The organism is Streptomyces chrestomyceticus JCM 4735 (assembly GCF_003865135.1).
Classification (GTDB): Bacteria; Actinomycetota; Actinomycetes; order Streptomycetales; family Streptomycetaceae; genus Streptomyces; species Streptomyces chrestomyceticus.
In genome coordinates, this window is sequence record NZ_BHZC01000001.1 from 20,432 (window position 1) to 46,159 (window position 25,728).

The following is a 25,728-nucleotide window of genomic DNA, read 5'->3' on the forward strand; positions in this document are numbered from 1 at the left end:
CCCGCCAACGCTTCGGCAAGTTGCTCGAAGAACTTTCGCCGCGCTGGGAGGCGGCCCGTGAGTCCGCGCTCGCCGAGCGGCGGGGACTCGCCACAGCTCGGTCCTGCTACAAGTGTCTCCAACGCCTCACCATGTAGGACACTGTCTTACGAGTTGGTGCGTGATAGCGGGTGGGCATGCTCTGCTGGCCGGCAGTTCCACCCATCGGGTCCGGTCGCCCTCGGGCGTCACCGTCGCATTCCGCACAGCCCACTCCCTGTTCCTGTGTTCGAATCGGGATGATCATAAGGCCACTCCGTTGGCGGGCGTCAGCCGCGGGCGTCCACCACCGTCCGCAGCTTGCCGGTGGTCGGCGTGCGCGCGAAGCCGGCGCTGTCCACCGCTTCCACCGCGACGTCGAGCAGCCGCTCGTCCGCCGCGGTGCGCAGCTCCGGGTAGCCGGCCAGGAGCGCGTCCCGCAGGTGGTCGATGCCGGTGCCGGTGTGCTCCACGCGGACGGTGAGGCGTTCGCGCGGGCCGTCGGCGGACAGCAGGAGCTGGAGCTCCCCGCTGTAGCCGGTCTCCTCCGCGAGGGTGACGAAGCGGCGGTAGTTGAGGAAGTAGGTCGCCACGCGCATCACGTCGCCGGTGCGGCCCAGGAGTTCGAAGCGCGGGGCCCGGCTGCCGCAGGGGCAGGGGCCGGGGACGGCGCGGCCGAGGTCACCGATGACGTAGCGGTCGAGCTTCTGACCGCGGCGGGCGCGGGTGGTGAAGACGAGGCGGCCGGTCTCGCCCGGGGGCACCGGGCGGTCGGCGTCGACGCCGACGATCTCCAGGGTGTGCAGGTCGGCGTGGAGGTGGTGGACACTGCCCTCGCTCTCCACGCACTGGTAGCCGAGCGGGCCGAGGTCGGTGCTGCCGTAGGTGATGGAGCGGACGGTCTCGATGCTGAAGGTCTCGGCCAGGACGCGGCGCTGTTCGGCGGTGAAGTGCTCGCCCCCGTAGAAGATCTTGCGGATGCCACCGTACGAGCGCAGCAGGTTGGCCTGGTCGTGCAGGAGCTGCCACAGGTAGGAGGGCATGCCGAAGAGGGTGTCGGCCTCGTGGGCGATCAGTGTCTCGGCGGTGGCCCGGTGGTCGGGGCCGGCGGTCATCGGCAGCTGGACGCCGCCGAGCCGCTCCAGGATGGAGAAGAAGCTGATGAACCCGCCGTACATGTCGCCGCAGTAGAAGAGGTTGGCGGTGCGGTCGCGGGCCGGGTCGTAGCCGGCGGCGAGCAGGCCGCGGGCGGCGGCGTGCATCTGGGTGTCGTAGTCGTCATAGGTGAAGAGGGAGAGGGCGGGGCTGCCGGTGCTACCGCCGCTGCGGAAGTACAGCTCGGCGTCGGCCCGGCCGACCTCGCGGTTGCGTTCCTGGACGGCGGCCTTGTCCAACAGCGGCCCGGCGGGCGGCGGGACGTCGACCGGGCGGATCAGGTCGTCGAGGCAGGCGGTGGTGGCGAAACGCTCGTCGGCCCGGACGGCCACGCGGCGGCTGTAGCGCTGGAGGGCGTAGACGCCGTCGTGGGGCTCGCCGGGGTAGCTGCCCAGCATGTCGCCGACCGGGGTGACCCGGGTGACACCGGCTGCCAGGACGGTGCGGGCGAGTTCCGCGACGTCCGCGCGGCTGCCTGCGATACCGGCCGTCTGCAGGTAGCGGCGCATGGGCCGCAGGGTGGCGATCAGGTGCTTGCGGGGCAGCGGCTTGACCCAGATGCTGCGGTGCAGCGGGGAGGCGGTGAGCGCGGGCCGGGTGTCGGCCATGACGCGCCAGGAGCCGTCGGGGGCGGCGTGGACGCGGGTCAGACCGAGGTGCTCCTCCAGGCGGGCGAACAGCTCGGTGGTGGTGATCTCGGCCTCCTCGGCCGGGCCGAGCTCCTCGCCCCGGGGCGCGGGCGGCACGGCGGCCAGGGCGCCGGCCAGGCGCTCGGCGAAGGCGAAGACCTCGTCGACGTCCTCGGTGTCGAGGTAGACGACCTGCGGGCTGGAACACGCCTGCTGCTCGCGCAGGCACACGTCCGCCGCGAGGGCGCGCAGCGTGGCCCCGTCGTGCCAGGCGTCCGAGGCGAGGTAGGCGAAGGAGATCCGGTGGCCCCACTCCACCAGGCGGCAGCCGGGCGGGACGTGGGCGGCGACACCCTCGACGGCGGCCTCGCCGCCCCACACCGCGACCGCGTCGGCGGGCGCGCACATCAGACGCAGCCACTCCTGGCGGGAGGAGGGGAAACGCAGTACGACGACGCGCTCGGCGACGGCCCCGGTGAGGTCGAACGCGGCGAGTTCGGCGAGCAGGTGCTGGGCGAGGAGGGTGTCGGCGCTGCTGGTCTTGAGGACGTTGATGTTCCCGGCGAGCAGTCCCTCGACAATGCTGAGCGGTGCGACGGTGGCGGCGTTGCCGGGGGCGATGTGGGCGACCATGCCGACGGGCGCCCACGCCTCGTAGACGGTCTCCTTGGCGTCGGGCCGGCCCAGCCGCTCGGGGGTGGCTCCGCCGAGCTCGCGGCGGAGCTTGCGGGTCAGTTCGGGGCGGCTGAGGAAGGCGGCGAGTTCGGTGAGGAGCGAGGCGTCCTCGTCGTCGGGCAGATGGGCGGCCAGGCGGGCGGTCACCGGGTGCGCGGGGTCGCGCAGGGCGGTGGCCAGCCGGTCGCAGGCGGCCAGCACGGTCTCGGTATCCAGGGGGGCGGCCAGCGCGGCCTCGACGGCGGCGGGCAGGCCGGCCAGTCGGCGGGCCGCCTCGTCGTCGTCGACGAAGGCGCCCTGCCAGTAGTGCTGGTGGTTCGTCTCGGTCACGACATTCCCTTCATCAGTTCGGAGGCGGCCACGGCACAGCTGCGGTTGCGGCTCACGCCGGCGCGGCCGTGCACGGTGAACCAGGGGGTGTTCAGCTCGCAGCCGCACTCCTCGCCCGGGTGGAGGGAGGCCAGGTCGCCCATGAGGACGCTCTGCGCCGGTACGGAGGTGATGTACGGCGAGACGAGGTGCAGATAGCCCCGCTCGCCGTACGGCAGCGGCTCCAGGGTGCGCGTGGAGCGGATGGCGACGCGCGACCAGACGGGGGCGTGCAGCCGGTGGTGGTCGCACTCGATGTACGGGATGCAGTGCTCAACGGAGCCGAAGGTGTCGCGGATCCGCTCCGGGGGGATGCCCAGCTGCTCGGTGATCCGGGCGTACAGCTCGTCCTTGCCGATCTGCCGGTCGGCGTTGCCCTTCCAGCCGCCGCCGAGGATCACCAGGGAGTCCTCGGACAGGCGCAGGGGCGGCAGGCCCATGGCGCGCATCCGCTCCAGGGTGAACCAGAGGAAGGCGGGGAAGCCCAGGATGCGCACGGGCGCGTCGTCCCGCTCGTAGCGGCGCAGCGCCTCGACGCAGCCGAAGGGGTCGAACTCGTGGCCACCGCCGGTGTTCCGCAGGGCGTACGCGACCTGCCGGGCGGGGGCGAAGTCGCACAGGTAGTTGTCGGTGAAGGAGGTGCCCAGCTTGAGGTCGCGGACCGGCTCGTAGCTGTAGAGGAGATAGTTGACCTCCTGGCCGGGGGTGATCCAGCCGTTGTGGTCGAAGATGCGGGCGACCATGCGCTGGGCGGAGCGGATGGTCCAGGTGTCGAAGAACATCTGCGACTTCTGGCCGGTCGTGCCGGAGGAGGTCAGGTGCAGGTCGACGGCGTCGCGCGGGATGGAGAGCAGCTCGTGCCGCTTGAAGAGGCTCGCGTGCACGAGCGGGGCGCGGTAGGGGGCGCCGGCGTCGGTGCCGGTGCTCTCGTACAGCGAGCGGAAGAACGGGGAACGGTCGGCGTGCCAGGCGTTGATCTCGGCCATGGCGGCGGCGAACAGCTCGTCCTCGGCGGGGCCGGTAGCGTAGGGGGCGGTCAGATCGCACAGCTCCTGCACCCGGGGCAGCAGCCCGGGGTCCGGCACGGCGATCGGGGCCAGGTGGCTGTTCATGAGGCAACCTCGAGGGTGGGCAGATAGGTCGACGCCCAGGCCGACGCGTAGGAGTCCAGATAGGGCTGTAGCGGCCCGTCGACGACGACGCCGCGGAAGTCGATCTGTTCGTTGGTGTGGGTCATCACGGCGTAGTCGTGGAAGCCGTAGCCCTCGGCCCGCATGGCCGGGTAGAGGGCGCTGGGGATGAAGCCCTGGGCGAGGAAGGCGGAGAGCAGGTCGTGCCGGTCCAGGGGCACCAGGGCCTCGACGTAGCCGGCGCCGGCCCGGGTGAGGGTGCGCGTAATGGGCTCCAGCCAGGCCGCTGCCGCGGCGGGCCCGGGGTGGGCGGCGATCAGCGCGCAGTAGCTGCCGGTGCGGTTGACGTAGGCGTAGACCTCGAAGTGGCCGTCGTCGGGCATCAGCAGCACATTGGGCGTGTGCAGGGGGCAGAACCAGCCGTCGGCGTCGGGGAAGCGCTCGCGGAAGCGGCGGCGGACGAACGCCGGTGCCTCGATCGTCTCCAACCGTCCCGCGGCGGGCCGTTCGGGGGCGGGAAGCGGGGCGGTGGCCCGGGTGTCGGCGTAGCTGACGCCCAGGCTCTGTTCGACGGCGCGCAGCAGCGGCGTCAGCGGTGCGGGGACCTCGGGCACGGGGACGCGGCGGTCCAGCACCCCTGAGGAGTGACGCGCGTAGAGCGCAAGGCTCTCGCGGCGGCTGAGGTCGACGGCGTTGGGCAGGATGCCCAGGGCGCGGAAGCCGTTGCGGGCGACGACGCGCTGGGGACCGGCGCTGACGGTGCGGACGGTGGCGTAGACGGAGTCGAGGAGGCCCGTGCCGATGGTGCGTTCGCACAGTGCCTCGGTCAGCGCTCCGGCGAGTCCGCCGGTGCGGTGTTCCGGGTGCACGGCCAGGCCTTCGAGCCGGCCGATGCGGCTGACGAGCTCGCCGTGGACGGCGGCAGATCCGACGAGGGCGCCGGTGCCCGGCCGACGGGCGACCAGCCAGTGGGTGTGCGGGTCCTGGATGAGCCGGGCCATCTCGGCGGGGTCGGTGCCGAGTCCGGCGGGGTAGTGCGGTCCGTAGACCGCGTAGTACAGCTGGCGCAGATCAGCGATGTCGGCGGGGGTGGCCGCCTGGAGCTCGGGGGTCATCGCTCGCTTCCGACGGGGACGGTTTCGGGAAGGGGTGCGGGGTCGGCGGGTCCGGGCGTGCGCTCGCGCAGCAGGGTGAGGACGCAGGCCGCGGGCAGCAGGCCGGCCGCCTGGATCAGGCACAGCGCCCGGACGGGCAGCTGGTCGCCGAGCAGTCCGAAGAGCAGGGAGGCCAGTGGGAAGGTCGCGCCGAGCCCGGCCTGCATGACGGCGAAGAAGCCGGGCTTGTCGGCCGCGGGGACCAGCCGCTGGAAGAGGGCCACGAAGCGGACGCCGATGACGCCCACGCACCAGCCGGCCACGACGAGGGAGCCGGCGAAGACCAGCCGTCCGGTCAGCAGACCAGGCAGGGCCAGGGCGAGCGACATCAGTGCCAGGCAGTACGAGCCGAGGACGGTCGGTCGTCCGGGTACGCGCGCTCCGGTGAAGGAGCCGATCAGTGTGCCGGTGCCCAGGGACGCCTCCAGCAGGGCGACGGTCGAGCCGTCGTCGTGGAGCACGGACCGGGTGTAGAGCGGGATGACGACGAAGACGGCGGTGGTGAAGAGGTTCGCGGCCGTGAAGCAGAGCAGGATCTTGCGGACGAAGGGCAGACCGGACAGGATCCGGCGCAGTGTCCGCCCTCCGGTCCCGGCGGCGTCGTCCGCCGTGGCAGCCCCGGGTGTGGCGGCCGGGCGGAAACGCACCGCCGTCAGCAGCAGCGCGGCCGTCAGATAGGCCGCCGCGCAGCCCACCGCGAGGCCCGCGACGCCGGCCCCGTCGGCGATCAGGGCGCCGAGCAGGGCGCCGCCGAGGCTCGCCAGGGACTGGGTGGAGAGTTCGAAGCCGGTGGCGGCCTCGATGTCCTCGCCGTCGACGAGTTCCGGCACGGAGGTGGTCAGACAGGGGTCGAAGAAGGCCTGGCAGGCGGCCAGGGCCAGGGTCGCGGCGTAGGCCGCCGCGAGCGGGAGTTCGGTCGCGTACGCCCAGCCGGCCAGCGCGGCCGCGGCCAGCCCGGCGGTGCCGGCCGCCGCGCGCAGCAGCAAGCGGTGGGAGCAGCGGGCCACGGCCCGGGCGACGACGGGGGCGAGGGCGACGGCGGGCAGGGTACTGACCGCCATGAACAGCCCGGAGGCGAGGCCGCGGCCGCCGCCGACGGCGTAGGCGACCAGCCACCAGGCCACGCCCACCTGGAACATGCGCACCGCGGCTTGGGTCAGGACCTGGGCCAGCCAGACGGCGCCGAAGGTGCGGTTGCGCAGGACGAGCGGCAGCCGGCGGCTGGTGGGCGCGCCGGAGGGGTCGGGGGTGCTCACGCGGTCGGCCTCTCGTCGAGGACGCGGACGAGCTTGCCGGAGCGGGGGTTGACCGCAAGGTCGCCGTTCCGGACCCATTCCACGGTCAGCGGGTGCACCATGCCGGCGCGTTCGCTGTCGGGGTAGAGCGGCCGGGCGGTGTTGAGCGCGGTGACGATCTCCCTGGCGAGGACGTCGAGTCCGGCCGGGTCGTCGTCGCCGGGCGCGGTGGCCAGGCGCAGGACAAGGCCGTCGCGGCCGTTCCAGCGGCGGACGACGAGCTGGGTGCCGGTGACGCGGCCCTCGGTGTCCGCTTCGGCGACGGCGGCGTGGGCGTCCTGGGTGTAAAGGGAGACGGGTCCGACGCGGACGCCTTCCTCGGCCCGGCCGAGGATGCGGAAGTGGCCGGCCGCGGGGTCGGTCCACTCCGCCCGGTCGCCGGCGGGGTAGCGGATGACGGGCATGAGGCGGCGGAAGAGGCTGGTCACCAGGACACGGCCGGGGCGGCCGGCCTCGGTGACGGGTTCGCCGGTCGTCTCGTCGACGATCTCGACGAGGGTGTGCGGGCTGAACGCCCGGTGCACGCGCGGATCGGGGCCGGGCACGGGACGGCCGAGGAGGCCGGCGTCGACGCTGGCGTAGCCGAGGGAGCGGGGCTCGGCGTGCGGGAAGCCGGCGGCGAGCAGGCGCCGCTGGTCGTCGAAGAGCGCCTCGCCACCGAAGAACAGCAACTCGACGGAGTGAAGCTGACGACCCGTCGCGACCAGGTGTTCGGCGAGCCGGCACAGGGTGGTCGGTGTACCGGCCGCCACCTGGGCGGCGAAGTCCGCCAGGGTGGACACCGTCGACTCCAGCGGGGCGGCGCCGCCGATGGGCAGGCGCACATTGTCGACGGGGGCCTGGGCGAGCGAGTCGAGGACGAAGAGGAAGCTGGCGTAGAGCTCGCCGGCGTAGAAGAGGTCGGCGACGCGGTGTCCGGGGCGCAGTCCCGCGTCGAGGAGTCCCTGTCCGAAAGCGGCGGTGAATTCCCGCCATTCCTCGCGTGTGTAGCAGGAGAACTTCGGTGCGCCGGTGGTGCCGCCGGTCTTGTAGACGACGGCTTCGGAGAGGGGCCCGGTCAGAACACGATTGACGTGGAGGGCGTTCGCCTGCCAGAACGCGTTCTGGTCCACCAAGGGGAGTTGCGTGAGGCACTCGACCCGGTCGGGAAGTCCGGCGTAGAGCTCGGCGTAGAAAGGAGAGTTATGACGGGCGAAACGTATGAGGTCCGATAGCTGGTGGACGTACATGCAGCCTTTGCCTTGTGGGTGACAACGCGGGGTACGCAGGGTTGGGCGGCATGACGAGGGTCGGTGCTCGCCGCCTGCCTGCCGGGCGTCGCGTCAAGCGCGGTGCGCCGGCCCATCGGGTCGGTCACTGTCGACCTGACGCACGATCATAACCTTTGTGGTGTAAAGGAATATATCGCACCGTCAGCACTGCTTCGTACGACCGTTGAGAGTTGAACGCGAATCGCCGGGGTCGTGACCGGAAACCGGATCCGGCTCAGCGAGAATGCGGCCGATACCTCATACAAATACGGCGTCCGGTATCAGCATTCGAAAGGTTCGCCGAGCAGTCAGGGTTTTACCGACCGCAGCAGGCCGAGGGGGCCGGCCATCCTCATCTTGTGGCGGCCCCCAGCCACCAGCGGCGCAGCACGCCCAGCAGCTCGGTCTCGTCGGCCTCGCCCATCTCCCGGTAGAACTCCATGCGGTCGGCCGGCGGCAGGGCCGCGGCCACCGCGTTCTGGGTGCGGGGCAGCGGCGGCGGACCGCCGTCGCCGTGGTGTACCGGCTGTGCGCTCATGAACTCATCCTTCCGACAGCGTCGAGTCTGCCGTCTGGCGGCGGGGTGCGCGAGTGGCGACGTTACAAGTGGGAAGTTCGCAAGAGGCTGGTGTTGACCGCTTCGGTGGTACGCCCCGTTGGCGGTCGGGGGCCACCTCCGTCCGGGTAGGGCTTCTCTCGCCGGGGCATCGGTGGTGTGGGCAGGCCGTTGTGTGGGTGTGCGCACCTGTACATGCGACTTCGGCTTCATTGCGGGACCGCGATGTTGACCGTCGGCCTGCTTCGCCGCGTGCAGGCACGGGCCGACAGGAGGAAGCGCCGAGGCGACGACGGAGCCGTCAGTGATGTGCTGCGCTCCCTGGCCTGCCGGTTGCAGGGCAGCGGTCCACGATTCTCAGGGGGAGCGACTGTGGTGTGAGGTCTTAGAGGTGACTTCGTGCAGCTCAGCGCCAGTGAGTCGAAGGCTAGTGACTGCAACAGGTGTGGTGCCCACCCCGATTCAGATGAATGGCGGACCTGGGGGTGGTTGACGACAAGGCGGCAGGGTGTGCAGTGTCAGAGCCAGCAGAACCTCTCTCCTCCGAGCACGGGCCCGTCCCCACACATTCCGGGGAAACTCGCACCAGCCGCTGGCCGCCGCTGGCTACCTCAACGAGGTCGTAGCAGCAGGTTGCCACCAGTCGTTCCGGCACGGGCAGATTGTCCGGTGTCTGCCGACGGTTCCTCACGGCCGCGAAGCCAGGACACATTGGCGGCGATTACGACGATGCCGTCGTGGTGCGGTTCCGTCCTGACGGCTATCGCCGTCAACATCGAGCGCCTCAGCGGACTGCCGCTGGCCGAGGAAACTCTTAGCCCCGCCGGCCAACTGCCTTTCGGGGAAACACGCCCTCACCCCCGTGGCGTCATACGCAGCGACTGACTTGCCGACGTGCGGCAGGTGGCGGGACGTACCTCAGTGCCACCGGCCGATCGGCTGCCTGGCACCCGCCGACCGGGTGGCCGGTGTTCCGCCTTGAGGTGTACGGAGAGGGCCGCTGCCGCTGCTTACGGTTCCCGTATGGAGCAGCCCACGGAATTCCTCATGCCGCAGAAGGTCACGCCGCTGGTGAACTGGTACGTGGTCACGGCGCCGGAAAGTGGTGCGGTCGTCGTTCGCGGAGCAGAAGCGGTTCGCGCTGAAGGAGGAGCTGACTCTGTGATCCGACGAGGACCGCACCGGGGAACTGGGCGGCTTCAAGGCCCGCAAGGTGATCGACCTCGGGGGCCACGTACGACGTCCGGGGCGCCGACGGAGAGCCCGTCGGAACGTTCCGCAAGGGCGTCAAGGCTCGCTGCTGCGGTCCACCTGGCGCCTGACGCGGGGCGGCCGGGCCGCCGTCGGCAAGGAGCGCAGCGTCGGTGTCGCGCTGGCGCGACGGGCGTGGGAGCTGGCCGACGCGGTCGTTCCGGTCATTGCCGTGCCACCCGCGCCGTTCGTCTACCACTTCGACTTCGTACGCGACGGAGAGCCGGTGCTGGCGGTCGGGTGGAAGTGGGGGGATACGGGGCCGGTACGTCATCCGCGTCCAGGACCCGGAGCTGGATACCCGGTCCCTCGCGCTGTGCATGGCCGTGGGACTGGATGCCCTACAAGGGCGCTGACGCCCAATACCCCGCCGGGCGGGTGGCACGGACCGGCCGTTCGGAGGGGCCGGAATTGTCAGAACGGCGGGTTTCGGCAGGCCCCCGGGCGTCATTACGTTTCTTGTGGCCCGCCTCCGGAACTTCGCCGGAGTTCCTTTCCTGGCGGTCCTTTTGCACGGAATGAAAGGTGCTTTTTTCATGGACGAGTTCAACCTTGACGCCCGCGTGATTGTTTCTGCCGACCCGGTCCAGACGCAGCTGTCCCCGGTGGCCAGCGTCGCCTCCCGCGTCGCCAGCAAGTGGGTCGCCAAGCAGACCATCCGCCAGACGATCAAGCTGACGGCCGCCTGTGCCGCCGTCCGCACGAACGGCAAGTGCTGACCCTACTGCCGATCGCGTCCGATCACACGGGGCCCTCCAGCAGAACCGGAGGGCCTCTCCGGATAACCCGGGAATCCAGAAGCCGAGAACCCGAGAACTCCCAGAGCCCACCCCATGCACCCGAAGCCCCTGCTGCCGTACAGACTTGCCGCGCGCGCCCACACCGTCGCGGACCTGATCCGGGAACGCCTCGACAGTCCCGCGAGCGCCGACGCGTACGCCGCGCGCGCCGCCGGGCAGAGCGACGTGTCCTTCTGGCACGGTGCTTCCCTCAGCGAGGGCCACGCCGGGCTGGCGCTCCTGCACCTGCACGCCGCCCGTACCGCCCGCAGCGACGAGGAATGCGAGCAGTCGCTCGACCGCGCGTTCTCCTTCGTACGCGCCGCGTTCGCCGCTACCCGGAAGCGCGCGCTCACGCACCCGGGACTGTTCGATGGAACCGCCGGACTCGCCTTCGTCCTGCGCGAGGCCTCGGCCGACGAGCCCCGCTTCCTGCCCAGCCTCGCCGCACTGGACGAGCAACTGTGCCAACAGGTGCTCGCTATGGACCTGCCCCACGGCCCGGAAGCCGTCGCCGACCACCACTACGACCTGATCTACGGAAGCGCTGGCCTCCTCACCCACCTGTGCGCCGTCCGCCCTCCGACCCCGTCGGCCGAACAGGCACTGCTGCGGTGCCTGCGTCACCTCCTGTGGGTCGGCGCCGACCGCCGGTGGGCCGTCCAGGGGCGGCTCGACACCGGCAGTTCCCACGGAGCGGCGGGCATCGCAGCCGCCCTCGCCAAGGCCTGGCGGTACGGCCACCGGCTGCCCAGACAGCGCCAGGTGACGGACCAGCTCGTCAGGTGGCTGCTGGCGGCCGGCACCGGCGACGGGCGACAGCTCCAGTGGCCGCGATACGTGGCCCTGGGGCCGGACGCGGACCCGGATCGCGCCGGTGCGGCCGAAACCGCCCCGGCCTGGTGCCACGGGACCGGCGGAGTGGCCGCTGGGCTGCTCGCCGTCGCCGGTGCGACCGGTGACCAGGCCCTGGAGACACGGGCGTGCGCCGCGCTCGACGGGCTGCTCGGCCGGGTGGCGGCGGGGGACGTACCGCGTTCGCCGACCGTGTGCCACGGCCGCGCCGGACTCGTCGCGCTAGCCCACGAGTTCGCCACGCACGGCAGCGCCGGGGCCGCCCGCGCGATGCCCCGGCTCGTGACGGACCTGGTCGCGGCCGCTGACCCCGGACAGCCCCTGGTCTACCGCGACCACGAGACAACCGGACACCTCGTCGACAACCCCGGCCTCCTCACCGGCGCCGCCGGAATCGCCCTCACTCTCCGCGCCACCGCGACCGGCGCCGGCCACCGGCCGGCCTGGTGGCGGGTGCTCTTCCCGCGATGAAGGCGAGCGGCCGTGGCCGCCTCCCAGTGACCATGACGACGACGGACAAGGACCCCACCCGCCTCATGCCGCAGTACGAAGCTCTCGACTTCCACCTCCTGCGCGCCCCCGCTCTGCCGGTCGACGTCTGGCGCCGGGCGCTCGCCGACCACGACCCCGGCCGGACCCGGGCCCGGCTGCGCGCCATGGCCGACGACCCCCGCGTACGCCACGGGCTCGTCGCGGCGGGCAGCGGGCTGCTCGACGGGCTCGCCAGGACCAGGGGCGCGGACAGTGCTACGCAGGGGTGCGCGAGCGGCAAGGCGATACGGCGCGTGCACTCCCGCGCCCTGCGCTACCTCACCCGCATGAGCACCCGCCCCACCCCCTTCGGCGCCTTCTCCGGCGTCGCCCTCGGAACGTTCGGCGCGGCCACCACCGCCCGCCTCGGTGACACCGCCCTCGCCTCCTCCCGCCTGCGCGCCGACATGGGCTGGCTGCTGGCCCTCGTCCGGGACCTGGAAGGCGACCCGGAGGTGCTCGGGCAGCTCAGCGTGTCCGTGAACGCCATGGCGTACCAAGTGGGCGACCGCCTGGTACTGCCCTTCTCCGACGTGCACGGCAACGCCGACCGGCGCTCCGTACGGGTGCGCCATACCGCGCCGCTCGACCACATCCGGCGGCTGGCGCCGCCCGCCGCACCCGTGCCCTGTGCCGACCTGATCGCCGCGCTGACCGAACGGTTCCCGGCGGCCGGGCGAGAACGGATCACCGTGTTCGTCACCGAACTGGCGGGACTCGGCCTGCTCGTGACCGACCTGCGGCCGCCCGTCACCGAGCCCCGCCCCGCGGCGTACGTCCTCGGCCGGCTCACCGCCATCGGCGTCGCCCACCCCGCTGTCGCCGCACTGCGCGAGATCGTCAGCCTGACCGCCGACGCCGTCTACGGCGACACGGGCGCCCTGGAGAAGCTGCGCCTCACCCAGCGCACCCTCGTACCCGGATACCGGTACCAGCCTTTCCAGGCCGACTCCACCCTCGCCACCCCCGGCCCCGCCGAGACGGTCCTCAACCGCCAGGTGGCCGACGAGATCGCCGAAGCCGTCGGCTGCCTGGCCCGGCTGGCCCAGGCGGCACCCACCGGATACGACCATCTCGTCCCCTACCACCAGGCGTTCATGGAACGCTACGGAACCGACGCCCTCGTACCCGTACTCGAACTCCTCAGCGCCGAACGCGGCCTGGACGCCCCCAACGGCTACCTCAACCCGCCCCGCGCCATGGTCATGCAGCAGCCCGGCAGCGAAGGCGACCCGCACACCGCGCGGGCCCTCGTCGCCCTGGCGTCCGAGGCGTGGCGCAACGGGGCCGAGGTGGTGGAGCTGAGCGACGAGGTACTGGCCAGGCTGCTGCCCGCCGACGCCGACGGTGATCACCGTCTCGTCTGCCCGGGTATCGATGCGTATGTCCAGATTGCCGCCGCCGGACCGGACGCCATCGACGCCGGTGACTGGCACGCCGTGCTCAACAGCGACGGTCTCGGCGAGGGCGGACGCACCTTCGGACGGTTCTGCCACCTCCTTCCGGAGGCCGCCACCGAACGGCTTCGCGCGTACGCCCGGGAACGCGAGGCCCTGGAGCCCGACGCCGTGGTGGCCGAGCTGGCGTACCTGCCGGGCAACGGGCGCGGCGCCAACGTGGCGATCCGGCCCGCCGTCCACACGTACGAGATTCCCGTCAACGTCGCCCCCGCCGGGGCAGCGGACCGGACCATCGGCCTCGATGACATCCACGTCGGCGCCACCGACGACGGCTTCCGGTTGTACTCGGCACGCCTCGGCCGCGAACTGGTCGTCGTCCAGAACCACATGCTCAGCCCGCTCGGCGCCCCCAACGTGTGCCGCTTCCTCCTGGAGGTCTCCCGGGCCCGGTATACCATCCCCACCGGCTTCACCTGGGGGCCTGTCGAGGGCGCTCCGTACCTGCCGCGCGTGGCGCGGGGGCGGGTGGTCGTGCGGGCGGCGGAGTGGAACCTTTATCCGGGCGCGCAGAGCGGTACGGGTACGGCTATGAGCGTTGCCCCGGTGCCCGGGCCCGTGCTCCGTACGGCCGCGGACGTGACCCAGTGGCGCCGCACCTGGAACGTCCCCCGCCTCGTCTACCTGGCCGACGACGACAACCGGCTGCTCCTGGACCTCGACCACCCGGCCTGCGTGGACGAGCTGCTGGCCGCGCTGTGCACCGCCGCCGAGCAGATCACGCTCCAAGAGGCGCTGCCGGGGCCGGACCAGGCGTGGCTGCGCGACAGCGCCGGACGCGGCCACTTCTCAGAGGTCGTCGTCCCGCTGCTGGCCAGGGGACGCGAAGGCCGTGAGTCCTGTGAAGCCCGTGCGCTCGGTGAACCCCGTGAGGTCCAAGAGGCACACGGATCCCATGCGTCCGCGCAGGACCGGATACGCCACAAGGTCCACCCCGCCGCCCACCCCGTCCACCTCCCCGGCTCCGAGTGGTCGTACCTGAAGCTGTACGCCGCCCGTGAGCTGCACGACGAGATCGCCGCGGTCGAACTGCCCGGCGTCATTGAGGGCCTAGCTGACGCGGGCGCCGTCGTCGACCGGTGGCTCTACATCCGCTACGCCGACCCCGACCCGCACCTGCGCCTGCGGGTCCGTACCGCACCCGGTTCGCCGCCCGCCCTGGGCCCGCTCCTGGACGGGTGCCGCCCGCTGGTCGGCCGGGGCCTCGCCGAGCGGATCGAGGTCGCCACGTACCACCCGGAAGTCAGCCGGTACGGCGGGCCTGCCGTGTACGACCAGGCCGAGCAGGTCTTCGCGGCCAACAGCTCCGTCTCCACAGCTCTCCTGCGCCTCCTGTGGGACGGCGAGCCCGGCCTGCGGCCCGAGGCGGTCACCCTCGCCGCCGTCGACGCGCTGTACGTGCAGTGGGGCCTCGATGTCCGCGAACGGCTCGCCGCCATGCCGAGGCCCGCCGAGGACCCGGAGGCCCGCGAGCAGTACAAGAAGGACCGCGACTACCTGTGCGAGCTGCTCGCCCCCTGGGACCGCCGCCCGCACCCCCTGGGGCGTATTCACCACGAGCGCCTCGCCGCCGTACTCGACGGCCAGGCCGGAGCCGTACGGGCCGCAGCCCGGGCCGTCGCGGCAGCGGAGGCGGCCGGGACGCTGTGGGGCACCCGGGACGCGATCCTGGCCAGTCTCGCGCACATGCAGGTCAACCGCCTGCTGCCGATGGACCGGGCCGCCGAGAACCGCTGCTACGTGGTGTGGGGGCACGTCCTGAACTGCCTTCGAGGGAGGCCCCGTGACTGACGGCCCGACGACCGACCACGAGCTGCCGGACCAGCCAGCCGTCCCCGAGGAGCACCGCCGCCTCTCCCGCGACCTGCGCTACTGGGCCCTGGTCCTGCGCTCCTTCTGGGGCCTGAGCCCCCTGCGTGTCTCCGCGCTCGTGGTGGCCACGGCCCTGACCGCGGCCGTGCCCGCGACCGGCATCTGGCTGACCGCCCAGGCCGTACAGGCCGTGGTCGACGCGGTCCTGCACGTACCGGGCGCGCTGGACCGGCTCACCCCCGCGACCGCCGGCCTGGTGGCCCTCGCCGTGGCCGAACACGTCGTCTCCTCGATGTCGCAGTACCTCAACTCGCTGCTCCAGCTGGAGTTCTCCGCCAAGATCGGCGAGCAGGTGATGGTCAAGGGGACCCGGATGGACCTCAGCGCGTACGAGAATCCCGAGGCGTACGACCGGCTGCAGCGCGCCCTGCGGGAGAGCGGCAGCGGTACGGCGTTCGAGGTCTTCGAGGAGATGATGCGGACGCTGACCTCACTGGCCTCGCTGGTGACGGTCAGCTGGGTGCTGTTCACCTGGAACACCTGGATCGCCCTGGCCATCCTGCTGGCGCCGCTGCCCGCGCTCGCCGCGCACGTGGTGTTCAGCAAACAGGGCTACGCCATCGAGTACCACCGCGCCCAGGACCGGCGCCGCGCGTTCTACTACCAGGACCTGACAACCACGGACACCTCCTACAAGGAGGTCAAGCTCTACCAACTCGGCCCTTACTTCGTGGACCGCTACCGCGCCCTCGTCCAGGGCTTCTTCCGCGTCGACCGGTCGCTGGCCAGGCGTCGGCACGGCTGGTCGGCGGCGCTCGGCCTGGTCAGCGTGGCCTGCTCAGCAGGCGCCCTGGTCTTCGCCCTGAGGTCGACAGCGGGCAACGGCAAGCTCGGTGAGCTGGCCGGCTACCTCCAGGCGCTGGGCGCCGTACACGCGGCGGCCACCGGCCTGCTGCTCGGCGTGGCGACGCTCTACCAGAACACGCTCTTCACCGGGAACCTCTTCGACTACCTGTCACTGCCCGAGGGCGGCATCACCGGTGGCTCGCGGCCGTTCCCGCGGCGGCTCACGCACGGCATCGAGTTCCAGGACGTCACCTTCCGCTACCCGGGCACCGAAACCACCGCCCTGGACCGCTTGAGCTGCTTCATCCCCGCCGACACCTGCTGCGCTCTTGTCGGGTCGAACGGTGCGGGCAAGAGCACCGTCGTCAAACTGCTCGCCCGTCTTTACGAGCCGAACAGCGGCCGCATCCTCATCGACGGCGTGCCGATCGAGGAGTACGACACCGACGACCTCCAGCGCAACATCGGCGTCGTCTTCCAGGACTTCATCCGCTACGAGATGCCCGTACGGCACAACATCGGCTTCGGCCACCTCGACGACCTCGGCGACGACGACCGGATCCGGGTGGCCGCCCAGGCCAGCGGCGCCGACGAGTTCGTCGACCAGTTGCCGGGGCGCTACGACACCACGCTGGGGCGCCGCTTCGAGGGCGGCCACCAGCTGTCCGGCGGCCAGTGGCAGAAGATCGCCCTGGCCCGCGCCTTCCTGCGCGACGCGCCGGTCGCAGTCCTCGACGAGCCGACCGCCGCGATCGACCCTGAGGCCGAGGCCGACATCTTCGGTCAGCTGCGCACCATCTGCTCGCAGGCGACGTCCCTGGTGGTGTCCCACCGGTTCTCCACCGTTCGCATCGCCGACAAGATCCTGGTCGTGGAAGGCGGCAGGCTCATCGAGGAGGGCAGCCATGAGGAACTGCTCAGCCTCGGAGGCACCTACGCCTACCTCTTCCGTCTCCAGGCCGACGCCTACCTGCCGGAGGCCACCGCATGACCGCCGCAGACGTGCCGTCCGTCCCACCTGCCATGGAAACCCCCCAGGAAGCTCCCGTGAACCGCGCTCCCGCCCTGTCCCTCATGTACCCGCTCATGGCGTACGACCTGGACCACCTCGCCGCGTTCGGCGCGGCCGTCCGGGACCTGCCCCTGGAACGCCTCTACCTGGGGCAGTCCGTGCTGGTCGACACCCACCAGGCCTTCGCGTACCTCGCTGGGCGCGGCATCCGCGTACCCGTCGGCACGAGCGTCGCCCTCACCGCACTGCGCCACCCGCTGGACGCGGCGGTGCAGACCAGGTCCCTGGCGCTGCTGACCGGCGCCGAGGTGGTAGCCGGGTTCGGCGCCGGCGAACCGGAGTTCGTGGCGGCGCTGCGCGGAGCGCCGTACGAGAGCCCGCGTACGGCCGTCTCCGAGTATCTGACGGTGGTGCGGCGGCTCCTGGACGGCGAGGTGGTCGAGTACGAGGGGCGGTATGTGCGGGTGGACGAGGGGCTGATCCAGGTGCCGCACCCGCCGGTGTCGCTCGGCGCCGGCACACTGCGCCCGCGCATGGCGTATACCGCGGGCCAGGTGGCCGACGTGGCGGTCACCCTGCTCACCCCGAAGGCTCACCTGAAGGACACCCTCGTGCCCGCGCTGGCACAGGGCGCCGCCTCCCGGAACCGCCCGGCTCCCAGGGTGACGACGATCGTGCCGTGTGCCGTACGCAGACCCGGCCGAGACCCGCGCAAACTCGCCTTCGCCGCGCACGAACTGCACCTGACCGGCGAGCACTACGCCTCGATGCTGCGCTCGGCCGGCCTGGCCGTGGACGTCGCCGACCCGTGGGCCGGAGCGGGCTGCCTGGTCGACGGCGGTGTCTTCGCCTACGGCACACCTGAAGAGGTCGCCAGCCAGCTCACCGGCTACGGTATGGCCGGGGCGACGGAGATTTCGCTGAGCTGTGCCGGAGTCCTGCTGACCGAAGGAGCCGAGGCGGCGCTGAACGATGTACGGGCCATCGCCGAGGCGATGCGCGACCGGACGGGCCGGATGGCCCCCGCCCGGTGAAGGCCCAGTTTGCCCATTCGAGTCGTCCCGGCTGAGGGGAAGAACCCATGCTTCTGGAATTCGCACTGCATTCCCTGATGGATTTGGTGCTGTGGATAGGCGGCAAGGGCCTTGACAGGTCCCGTTCAGCGCGAAAGACCGCCGCTTTCCGGCGCGGCGAAACCGTCACCCTGCGCTGCCGGTTCCGTATTCGGGCACAGGGCCCCGCGATGCACCGGGGCAGCATCACCCTGAACCGTTCCGGTGTCTTCCTGGACGGCCCCGGCGCGAAAGGCCTGCGACTCTCGGCCCCGGCCACGTCGGCAACCGGCGGCGGCCGGGGCGGCACGACCGTGGACTGCACCGTGACCACGAAGGACGGCGTGACCAAGCAGCTCGAACTGCTCCTGACGACCTGGGACAAGGAACTGCTGAAACTCATCACGGAAACCATGCCCGCCCAGGCCTGACCCCGTTCCGAATTCACGCCCGCGACGCACGCCGTCACGCCTTCCCCCCGCCCCCATTGCCCGGACCGCCGACCGCATTGGTACCTTAAACGTGATATTGGCCGAGGGGTCATGCACACGAGGGCGTGATGATTCGCGTGATGATCGTCGATGACGAAATTCTGCTGCGGACGTGTATGCAGCGCATTCTGGAGTGCGAGCCGGACATCGAAGTGCCGGTGGTCTGCGACGGACGGGACGTACTCGAAGCCGTGGACACCCACCGGCCCGACGTAGTCCTGCTGGACCTCAGGATGCCGGACGTCGACGGGCTCACCGCTCTCCAATGGATCCGCTCCCGCCCGGCGCCACCCACGGTCGCCATCCTCACGATGTTCCTGACCGACGAGGACATCGCCGCGGCGCTGCGCTCCGGCGCGGCCGGCTTCCTGATGAAGGACGCCACACCGCAGGAACTGGCCCACGTGGTCCGGGTGCTGGCCGCCGGCGACACCGTACTGTCCGCCGCGGCGGCCCGGATCGTCATCGACGGTTACCTCGACACCGGCATGCGTCACGACGAACCGGACCCGCGCCTGGGCACGCTCACCGAGCGCGAGCACCAGGTCCTCGAACTGCTCGCCGAAGGACTGACCAACGCGGAGATCGGACGCCACCTGCTGCTCAGCGCGTCCACCGCCAAGGAGCACGTCAGCACGATCCTGACGAAGCTGGGTCTGACCAACCGGGTGCAGGCCGCCGTGGTCGCCCACCGCGCCGCGGCCGCCCGGAGACGCCCCCTGGCCACCCCGCCGAGACCCGCTGAGCGATCGGGGGAGCCGGGGGCGGCACGGGGCGGATCCGGGCAGACAGCACACCCCCCTCACCTCCACCACCCCACCCCTCGGAGACCAGCACCATGACCCTCGGCAACGCGATCTACGACCAGAAGCTGGCGAGCATCTACGACCGGATGTACCCGATCGGCGAGGACACGGACCAGGCGGTCGAGTTCATCGCCGCCCACACCCCGCCGGGCGGCCGCGTCCTCGAACTCGGCGTCGGTACGGGACGGATCGCCGTCCCGCTCGCCGGGCGGGGCCTGGCTGTACACGGCCTCGACGGCTCCGAGGCCATGCTTGCCGAGCTGCGCAGACGTGATCCGCAGGAGACGGTGACCGCGCAGCTCGGCGACTTCACCGAAGAGGGCACCGGCCAGGTCTTCGACACCGTGACCCTCGTCCTGAACACCTTCTTCGTGGCCATCACGAAGGAGCAGCAGCTCGGCTGCCTCCGCCTGGCCCACGAACAGCTCGCCCCCGGCGGCCGTTTCATTCTGGAAGCGTTCGACCCGGCGCCGTACCACTACCTGCAGAAACCCGACTTCTCCATGCGGCACCTGGACGAGCGGGCCGTCATGCTGGACACCCTGACCGTGGACCGCTCGCAGCAACTCATGCTCTCGACCCACACCATCGTCGACGGCGACGCCCCGGCGACCCGGAAACACGTACTGCGCTACGCCTTCCCCTTCGAGATCGACCTGCTGGCCGAGCTGTCCGGCCTGCGCCTGGTCGACCGCTCGGAGGACTGGTGGGGCACCCCGTACACCGCCTCCAGCCTGCGGCATGTCTCGGTGTACGAACCGGACCCCGACTCCCCCTGGCCGTCAGCCACCGCCGGCTGACGCACCGGCGCGCTCTTCCCGGCGGCAGGCTCCCCGAGCGGCAGTGCGCCCGACGACAACGGCAAGCTGGACGCCACCGTGGCAGCCGCCCCCGTCACCCTGCTGCGCCAAGCCCTGCACCCCGACACCTGACCGGTCAGACAGCCACCTGCGGCAGGGGCCGGCCCTGCGCGGCACGGACCGGCTCCAGGCAGAGAGAATTCTCACCGTAGCCGTAGCGATGGCACGGCTGATGGCACCAGGCGCACCTGCCGACCTGATCGGACGGGCAGGACAGCGGGGCACCCGGGCATGAGGCGGACGAGGTCATGGCGGTCGATCCTCTCTCGTTCAACGCTGAAGGAACCGTTTTGCCGCTCCGGTATCCCCCGCCGAGAATCGACCACCTTACGAGGCGACGGGAAGCTCGTCGACGTCCAGGTCCTCGCTTACCCGCACCGCACGCGGCCGATGCCGGAAGCGGTGCCACTCGGTGGGCGCGGCCTGGTGGTCGGCCTGATCTCTCCACCACCACCTCGGACCGTACGGTGCTGCGCGCGCCTCCCGCCGTACGGCCCGCCCGGCGGCCCGTCGGCCAGCGAGGAGAGCGCCCCGGCTCCGCGGGCGCTCCGGCCTGCTCGCACCACAAAGCCGCCGCCGTGGGCCGTTTCCGTGGTGGCGGCCCGGCTCCCTCAGCTCAGCCGGGTCATGGCGTATGCCTCGATGGCATCACGCTGGTAGGCGGCCAGGCCCGGTGCGATCGTCTCGTAGGCCGCGCGCCATGGTTCGTTGTCCACGCAGGAACGCCCGATCGCGCGGTACTCCTCGGCGGATACGGCGCGGAGCTCCGTGAGCGCCTGGTACTGGGCGTCGATTTCAGCCTGCACCGGTTCGGCGTGGGCGGGGGTGCCCGCGTCCATCAGCTCGGCCAGCCGGATCATCCGGACGGTACGCTCGCGCTGTCCGGCCTCGACCTGGGCCTCGCTCAGTGTCGCGGTGTGCCGGTCGATCGCCCCGGCCAGCTCCGGGAAGTCGTGCAGGCTCTCGCGGTACTGCGTGGGCTCGATCCCTTTGAACAGATTCTCCGGCCGGTTGATGACCAAAGGTGTGCCGTCCCTCCTGGACCGCTCCGATGCGGCGATCGTGCGGGCGACCGTTGCGGCCAGAGCGTCGAGCCGGTCGCGCTCGGCGAGCAGGCGGCGGTGATGACCCCGCAGGGCTTCCACCTCGTCGACCTGCGCGGCCAAAACCTTGCCGATCTCGGACAGTCCCAGGCCCAGTGCCCGCAAAACGAGGATCTGCTGCAGTCGCAGCAGCTCGCCTTCCTCGTAGTAGCGGTGGCCGTTGGACCCGACCCAGGCCGGCGGCAGCAGACCGATCTCGTCGTAGTGCCGCAGCGCCCGAGCCGTCACCCCCGACATCCGGGCGACTTCCGCAGTCGGCCAGGCCATCGCCACCCCCGCGTACTTCTTGACCGGGCCGGACTTTCCAGCCCTGTCCACAACGGTAGAAGCTTCCCCTGCGGCAGCTTCAAGCCGCGCCCCAGGATTCCAGCACATCGCCGTCACCGCGAGGCAGTGCGGCCTGAACCCGGCCGTGATGCCCCTGGGCCCGGTGCCGGTCGGCGGGCGCGGCGGCAGTTCATTGCCTTCGGCCGGAGTCTTCAACCCCGCTGTGGTCAAGTTCCAGGTCGGCTCCCGACCAGCCTTGCCGTCCGGCTCCGCCGAGTGCTGGTCCACCATCTGCTGCTCCGCCCGGCGTACGTACGCCGGCCCGGCCGACCTGAGCCGTCTGCCGGGCCGGGGCGATCCACCCGCACCTCAACACTCGCAGCGCACCCGCACGCAGCAGGCGAGCAGTAGGAGTTGGCCTTGCCCTGGTCGCCGACGCTTCAGGACCCGTGTCCCAAGCCGAATGCGCCGCAGCACAAACGCTGCACCCTGCCGGACTTGAAGCTGACGCAGCGGGAACCTGCACGATCGCTCCGTACGGTACGCACCGCTTTCCCAGCGATCCCATCCGGAGGCACCTGTCATGCTGCGCGGCAAAGGCGTTCACTACGACACCGGCACCTTCCCCAACGGCGACACCTCGCGCCCCGTCTTCGCCCCTCGGGACGCCGAACGGGACATGCGGGTCGTCGCCGAAGACCTGCACTGCACCGCGGTCCGCATCACCGGCGGCGACCCCGACCGGATCGAGACCACGGCGCGGTACGCGGCGCAGGCCGGGCTGGAGGTCTGGTTCTCCCCGTTCCCCTGCGAGCTGACGGACGCCGAGATGCTGCCCCTGTTCGCCGACTGCGCCGAGCGGGCGGAGCGGCTGCGGCGCGACGGCGCCGAGGTCGTCCTCGTCACCGGCTGCGAACTCAGCATCTTCGCCCGCGGCTACCTGCCCGGCGACATCTTCAACGAGCGCGTTCCGGTGCTGGCGGGCCCCGGCCGCGAAGCCGCACTCCGGGGCATCCCCGACAAGGTCAACACCTTCCTGGCAGAGGTCGCCGGCACCGTGCGGCCGCTCTTCGGCGGCCGCGTCAGCTACGCCTCCTGCCCCCTGGACGGCGTGGACTGGACCCCGTTCGACATCGTGGGCCTGGACGCCTTCCGGGGCCAGCGCAACGCTGCCACCTACCGGGCCGACCTGCGCGCGGAATGCGCCCGCGGCAAGCCCGTCGCCGTCATGGAGGCCGGCTGCTGCACCTACCGGGGAGCGAGCGAGCACGGCGGCGCCGGCTGGTACATGGCCAAGGAAAGCGACGGCATCACCCTCAGACCCGGCCTCGTGCGCGACGAGGGCGAGCAGGTCAGGTACCTCGAAGACCTCATGGCCGTCTTCGAGGAGGTAGGCGTCGACTCGGCCTTCTGGTTCAGCTTCGCCGGCTTCAGCACACCCCACCGGACGACCGGGCCGGACGAGGATCTCGCCTCTTACGGCATCGTCAAAATACTGGATGAACACAGTGATTACCCCGTCAGCCAGCGCGCCTACCCGGACATGCCCTGGGAACCGAAGGAGGCCTTCCACGCCCTCGCCAGACGCTACGGGGCAGCTGGGAGGTAGAGCAGATCGTGCTGCCGGGCACGCAGGAAGCCGACCAGGCGCAGGACGGCGGTGTCGCGGCGGTTGTCCCAGACGTAGGTGCGGCGGTTCTGGTAGACGTCGCGCTGTCGTGGCCGCGGCCGGTGTGCACGCGGACCTGCTGGTAACCGCCCAGGCGGAAGCGGTAGGTGGCGTGGGTGCGCCGGCTGGTCAGCGTCCAGCCGGTGAGGTTGACCGCGCGGCGTCCGGTGTTCTTCACCGTGACCCACTCACCGTTCAGGGACCGGTTGGAGCCGTCGTCGCGGCCGGGGCTGTCGGCCTGGACCGCGCCCAGCACGACCGGGGAACGGTGGGAAACCGGCAGCCGGTGGCCAGCGGCCGATGCCGGACCCGCCAGGGCGGTGGCCAGAGCCGCTGATACCGCCGCAGCGGCGGCCAGACGCGGTGCAGACGAATCACGTGATCCTTCTGGAAGCCGCCCCGACGCACGGGGCGGGTAGTACCCGATCGCCGGACGCAGCAGCACTGTGGGGCCGCGTCGGCGGACGTAGTTGACGGTTTGACGGCCCATTACGCAACACGGACCTGCGCATGTCCACCGCGCTCTGCCCCCAAGCGCGCACGCCTAGGCGCACGCGCACCGCCTCGCACCGCCCCGGCCAATCCCCGGCAAGATCTCCAGCCCTGTACGCCACACAGTGCACATCTGCCTGTCCGAGCAACGCCGGTGGCCGCCGGGGCATCTTCAGTGATGCGGGTGACCGTGCCCGTACCGAACCTCGGGACAGGAGGCGGCGTGCCGTTGTACATGGCCTGGCGGGGTTCGCTGGGCGATACCGGGCTGTGGTGGTCCCAGAGCCGCAACGGAATCACCTGGACTCCGCAGCAGCGGATCTTCGGCGCCATGTCCATGGAACGCCCGGCCCTGGCGGCATGGCGGGAGATGCTGTATCTGGCCCGGCGCGAAGAACATGATCAGGTGCTGTGGTGGGCGGTGAGCGACGGATCCGGCTGGAGCGGGCCGCGCGCGGTCCCCGGCGCCTGCTCCAGCCACGCCCCCGCCGTGGTGGCCGGCCACCACGGACTGCATTTGTACTGGAAAGGGCCGGACTCGGACGAACGGCTCTTCCACGCCGCCTTCGACGGCCGGTTCTGGGCCCCCGGTCAGGTGCTGTTCAACGGCTGGCCCATGACCTCTTCCCGACCCAGCACCACCACCACCCACACCACCCGCACTTGGCTGGCCTTCACCGGCGCCGGCCGCGACCGGACGATCCGCCTGTGCCACTCCCCCGACGGCACCCGGTGGAATTTCCGCAACGTCCTGCCGGGACCGGCGGCAGCGGCCAGTTCCTGGCCCTCGGTCACCGGCCGGACCGGCCCGGGCCGCACCGACCGCCTGCTGCTGGCCTGGCCCGACCACGACGGCGCCGTCCGGTGCGCGCTCTCCCACGACGCGGCCCGCCGCTGGTCACAGCCGGCCCCCGTACCCGCCCGTACCCTGCGCGGCATCGCCTTCGCCGCCTGGGACACCGCGGACGCCTACGCCGCCTGGGCCGTGACGCCGGACGGCGAGTACGGCATCTTCTGGGCCGACACCGCCGACGGCATCGTCTGGCGCCATCCGCGCACCGCCCAGCCGCTGCAGTACGGCCAGGGACGGCTGGACGAACGCGCCTCGCTCCGGGAACCTGCCATGGCCGCCTGCGGCCACATGTGGCGCTGACCGGCGGGTGTCGTCGGCCCGGCCGCAGCGGTCCAGCCTGCCGGAAACGCGCATCCACCACGGAGCGCGGCGCGCACGGTGAGAGACGATGCGCGCAGCCTCTGGAGCCGGTGCGCGTTTTCGGCCAGAGGCGCGCACCGGCTGGTGCCGGCCCGGCACCGGCGCGCAGCGCGCGGGCCGTGTGCCGGGCCTGTTCGGCGTGCTGGCGGTACGCCAGTGCCTGTTGTGGGCGGTCATACTGTTCGTGCTCGCGGGCCAGGGCGTCGTGGATGTCGGCCAGGGCGCTGACGGTGGCGGCTGCCTGGGTGGGCGCCGAACGCTCCGGCCATTCCAGGGCCTGCTGGGTTGAGTGGTCCTCGGCGATCTGCCCAGCGGTGGTGGCGGCCGTTTCGCGTGTGATGGCGCCCTGCTCCCGTGTCTCTTGTGCCTGGCCGCGGCGCAGGGCCGTTTCCCTGCGTTCCAGGCGGGCGGCGGTTACCGCCCGCCGGTCGCGGGAGCAGCCGATCTGCTCCAGGGCGCGCTCACGCAGATTGGCAGCCGCCCGCCCCACCGCCCGGCTGCGGGCGTCGGCTTCGTCTACCCAGGCGGTCAGACGATCCTTACGTACGTCGGCGGAGGTCTCCCCGTCGTCCGCGACCACGCACTACGAGAAGACGGAAACTACGCACACACGCGCGGGGCCCGGCTCGGAGCCCCTCGCGATACGAAGGTCTTCCGTCATACCGGGCCGGCCGCCCGGAAGTGAACGGGCCGCAGCGTGTTGCCGGGGCGATTGACAGCTCCTTAAGTGCGGACACCAGCGGTTCTACCCTGGACCGTACCTCCCCCGGCCCCCGGCCGGTACATCTGTCCCTCGCGTCCGTCCGGCCCGAAGGGCGGGAGCTCAACAGGCCGCCGGATCCGCATTTCCGCAGCGGACGCACGGATCCGTCTTGCCTGCAGCCCGTCGCCTCGGGGCACTCCTGCGCCCCTGCGACGGGCGGTGAGGCGCTGGTTCGGGGCCGGAGAGGAGCCGGTCCCGAACGCGGCGCTCCCAGCACCGCCCGCCTTGCCTTGTGCTC

The 25,728-nt window shown here is 71.5% G+C and carries 18 protein-coding genes and 1 pseudogene; 11 read left to right on the forward strand and 8 right to left on the reverse strand.

The annotated features are described in order from the left end of the window. Nucleotides 1-308 precede the first annotated feature (308 nt). The 6 genes from EJG53_RS00090 to EJG53_RS00115 all read right to left on the reverse strand — a co-directional run bounded on the left by EJG53_RS00090 (nt 309) and on the right by EJG53_RS00115 (nt 8,213). Entirely contained in the window at nt 309-2,807 is a 2,499-nt protein-coding gene (locus EJG53_RS00090) for an acyl-CoA reductase (RefSeq protein WP_244954881.1), read from the reverse strand. Next, entirely contained in the window at nt 2,804-3,958 is a 1,155-nt protein-coding gene (locus EJG53_RS00095; protein ID WP_125042763.1) for a LuxE/PaaK family acyltransferase, read from the reverse strand. Before EJG53_RS00095 ends, EJG53_RS00090 begins: the two co-directional genes overlap by 4 nt. Continuing rightward, nucleotides 3,955-5,091, reverse strand: coding sequence for a GNAT family N-acetyltransferase (locus tag EJG53_RS00100; RefSeq protein WP_125042765.1), 1,137 nt, complete (start codon nt 5,089-5,091; stop codon nt 3,955-3,957). Before EJG53_RS00100 ends, EJG53_RS00095 begins: the two co-directional genes overlap by 4 nt. Next, entirely contained in the window at nt 5,088-6,386 is a 1,299-nt protein-coding gene (locus tag EJG53_RS00105; RefSeq protein ID WP_244954882.1) for an MFS transporter, read from the reverse strand. Before EJG53_RS00105 ends, EJG53_RS00100 begins: the two co-directional genes overlap by 4 nt. After that, complete coding sequence (locus EJG53_RS00110; RefSeq protein WP_125042769.1) at nt 6,383-7,654, reverse strand: phenylacetate--CoA ligase family protein; 1,272 nt, start codon at nt 7,652-7,654, stop codon at nt 6,383-6,385. The genes EJG53_RS00105 and EJG53_RS00110 overlap by 4 nt, the downstream gene beginning before the upstream one ends. 373 nt (nt 7,655-8,027) lie before the next feature. Then, a complete protein-coding gene (locus EJG53_RS00115; RefSeq protein ID WP_125042771.1) occupies nt 8,028-8,213 on the reverse strand; it encodes a hypothetical protein in 186 nt (61 codons plus the stop codon). 1,805 nt (nt 8,214-10,018) lie between these two features. On the opposite strand from EJG53_RS00115, the gene EJG53_RS00125 reads away from it, so the two are divergent. The 8 genes from EJG53_RS00125 to EJG53_RS00160 all read left to right on the forward strand — a co-directional run bounded on the left by EJG53_RS00125 (nt 10,019) and on the right by EJG53_RS00160 (nt 19,923). Next, complete coding sequence (locus tag EJG53_RS00125) at nt 10,019-10,201, forward strand: hypothetical protein (RefSeq protein ID WP_125042773.1); 183 nt, start codon at nt 10,019-10,021, stop codon at nt 10,199-10,201. Between the two features lie 114 nt (nt 10,202-10,315). Beyond that, nucleotides 10,316-11,587 carry a lanthionine synthetase LanC family protein gene (locus EJG53_RS00130; protein WP_125042775.1) on the forward strand — a complete coding sequence of 424 codons (1,272 nt, stop codon included), beginning with the start codon at nt 10,316-10,318 and terminating at the stop codon, nt 11,585-11,587. A gap of 32 nt (nt 11,588-11,619) precedes the next feature. After that, nucleotides 11,620-14,895, forward strand: coding sequence for a lantibiotic dehydratase (locus EJG53_RS00135; RefSeq protein ID WP_244954883.1), 3,276 nt, complete (start codon nt 11,620-11,622; stop codon nt 14,893-14,895). Continuing rightward, nucleotides 14,888-16,753, forward strand: coding sequence for an ABC transporter ATP-binding protein (locus tag EJG53_RS00140; protein ID WP_244954884.1), 1,866 nt, complete (start codon nt 14,888-14,890; stop codon nt 16,751-16,753). The genes EJG53_RS00135 and EJG53_RS00140 overlap by 8 nt, the downstream gene beginning before the upstream one ends. A gap of 56 nt (nt 16,754-16,809) precedes the next feature. Beyond that, on the forward strand, nt 16,810-17,808 hold the full coding sequence (locus EJG53_RS00145) for an LLM class flavin-dependent oxidoreductase (protein WP_167514995.1): 999 nt from the start codon (nt 16,810-16,812) through the stop codon (nt 17,806-17,808). A gap of 47 nt (nt 17,809-17,855) precedes the next feature. Next, nucleotides 17,856-18,257 (forward strand): hypothetical protein, encoded by a 402-nt coding sequence (locus tag EJG53_RS00150; RefSeq protein ID WP_125042779.1) that lies wholly within the window; start codon nt 17,856-17,858, stop codon nt 18,255-18,257. Nucleotides 18,258-18,385: 128 nt separating this feature from the next. Further along, nucleotides 18,386-19,159, forward strand: a complete 774-nt coding sequence (locus EJG53_RS00155; RefSeq protein ID WP_125049073.1) for a response regulator — start codon at nt 18,386-18,388, stop codon at nt 19,157-19,159. Further along, the gene (locus EJG53_RS00160; protein WP_125042781.1) at nt 19,156-19,923 is read left to right on the forward strand and encodes a class I SAM-dependent methyltransferase; all 768 of its coding nucleotides are present in this window, start codon (nt 19,156-19,158) and stop codon (nt 19,921-19,923) included. Before EJG53_RS00155 ends, EJG53_RS00160 begins: the two co-directional genes overlap by 4 nt. Nucleotides 19,924-20,594: 671 nt before the next feature. On the opposite strand, the gene EJG53_RS00165 is transcribed toward EJG53_RS00160, so the two are convergent. After that, a complete protein-coding gene (locus EJG53_RS00165; RefSeq protein ID WP_125049074.1) occupies nt 20,595-21,353 on the reverse strand; it encodes a MerR family transcriptional regulator in 759 nt (252 codons plus the stop codon). A gap of 583 nt (nt 21,354-21,936) precedes the next feature. On the opposite strand from EJG53_RS00165, the gene EJG53_RS00170 reads away from it, so the two are divergent. Further along, nucleotides 21,937-22,962, forward strand: a complete 1,026-nt coding sequence (locus tag EJG53_RS00170; RefSeq protein ID WP_125042783.1) for a hypothetical protein — start codon at nt 21,937-21,939, stop codon at nt 22,960-22,962. Here EJG53_RS00170 and EJG53_RS00175 read toward each other — a convergent pair. After that, nucleotides 22,941-23,380, reverse strand: a pseudogene (locus EJG53_RS00175) (lamin tail domain-containing protein). The gene EJG53_RS00170 and the pseudogene EJG53_RS00175 sit on opposite strands and share 22 nt — an antisense overlap. A gap of 357 nt (nt 23,381-23,737) precedes the next feature. Here EJG53_RS00175 and EJG53_RS00180 point away from each other — a divergent pair. Both EJG53_RS00180 and EJG53_RS00185 read left to right on the forward strand, forming a co-directional pair. Further along, nucleotides 23,738-24,667 carry a hypothetical protein gene (locus tag EJG53_RS00180; protein WP_244954885.1) on the forward strand — a complete coding sequence of 310 codons (930 nt, stop codon included), beginning with the start codon at nt 23,738-23,740 and terminating at the stop codon, nt 24,665-24,667. A gap of 88 nt (nt 24,668-24,755) precedes the next feature. Next, nucleotides 24,756-25,016: a hypothetical protein gene (locus EJG53_RS00185; RefSeq protein WP_125042785.1), complete on the forward strand. Its 261-nt coding sequence runs from the start codon at nt 24,756-24,758 to the stop codon at nt 25,014-25,016. Nucleotides 25,017-25,728: the final 712 nt, after the last annotated feature.

Excerpts from the sequence above, each read along its gene's own strand:
- EJG53_RS00095 (WP_125042763.1), bottom strand. The coding sequence starts at position 3,958 with ATGAACAGCCACCTGGCCCCGATCGCCGTGCCGGACCCCGGGCTGCTG.
- EJG53_RS00100 (WP_125042765.1), bottom strand. The coding sequence starts at position 5,091 with ATGACCCCCGAGCTCCAGGCGGCCACCCCCGCCGACATCGCTGATCTG.
- EJG53_RS00110 (WP_125042769.1), bottom strand. The coding sequence starts at position 7,654 with ATGTACGTCCACCAGCTATCGGACCTCATACGTTTCGCCCGTCATAAC.
- EJG53_RS00115 (WP_125042771.1), bottom strand. The coding sequence starts at position 8,213 with ATGAGCGCACAGCCGGTACACCACGGCGACGGCGGTCCGCCGCCGCTG.
- EJG53_RS00125 (WP_125042773.1), top strand. The coding sequence starts at position 10,019 with ATGGACGAGTTCAACCTTGACGCCCGCGTGATTGTTTCTGCCGACCCG.
- EJG53_RS00130 (WP_125042775.1), top strand. The coding sequence starts at position 10,316 with ATGCACCCGAAGCCCCTGCTGCCGTACAGACTTGCCGCGCGCGCCCAC.
- EJG53_RS00135 (WP_244954883.1), top strand. The coding sequence starts at position 11,620 with ATGACGACGACGGACAAGGACCCCACCCGCCTCATGCCGCAGTACGAA.
- EJG53_RS00150 (WP_125042779.1), top strand. The coding sequence starts at position 17,856 with ATGCTTCTGGAATTCGCACTGCATTCCCTGATGGATTTGGTGCTGTGG.
- EJG53_RS00155 (WP_125049073.1), top strand. The coding sequence starts at position 18,386 with ATGATTCGCGTGATGATCGTCGATGACGAAATTCTGCTGCGGACGTGT.
- EJG53_RS00160 (WP_125042781.1), top strand. The coding sequence starts at position 19,156 with ATGACCCTCGGCAACGCGATCTACGACCAGAAGCTGGCGAGCATCTAC.
- EJG53_RS00165 (WP_125049074.1), bottom strand. The coding sequence starts at position 21,353 with ATGGCCTGGCCGACTGCGGAAGTCGCCCGGATGTCGGGGGTGACGGCT.
- EJG53_RS00170 (WP_125042783.1), top strand. The coding sequence starts at position 21,937 with ATGCTGCGCGGCAAAGGCGTTCACTACGACACCGGCACCTTCCCCAAC.
- EJG53_RS00185 (WP_125042785.1), top strand. The coding sequence starts at position 24,756 with ATGCGCGCAGCCTCTGGAGCCGGTGCGCGTTTTCGGCCAGAGGCGCGC.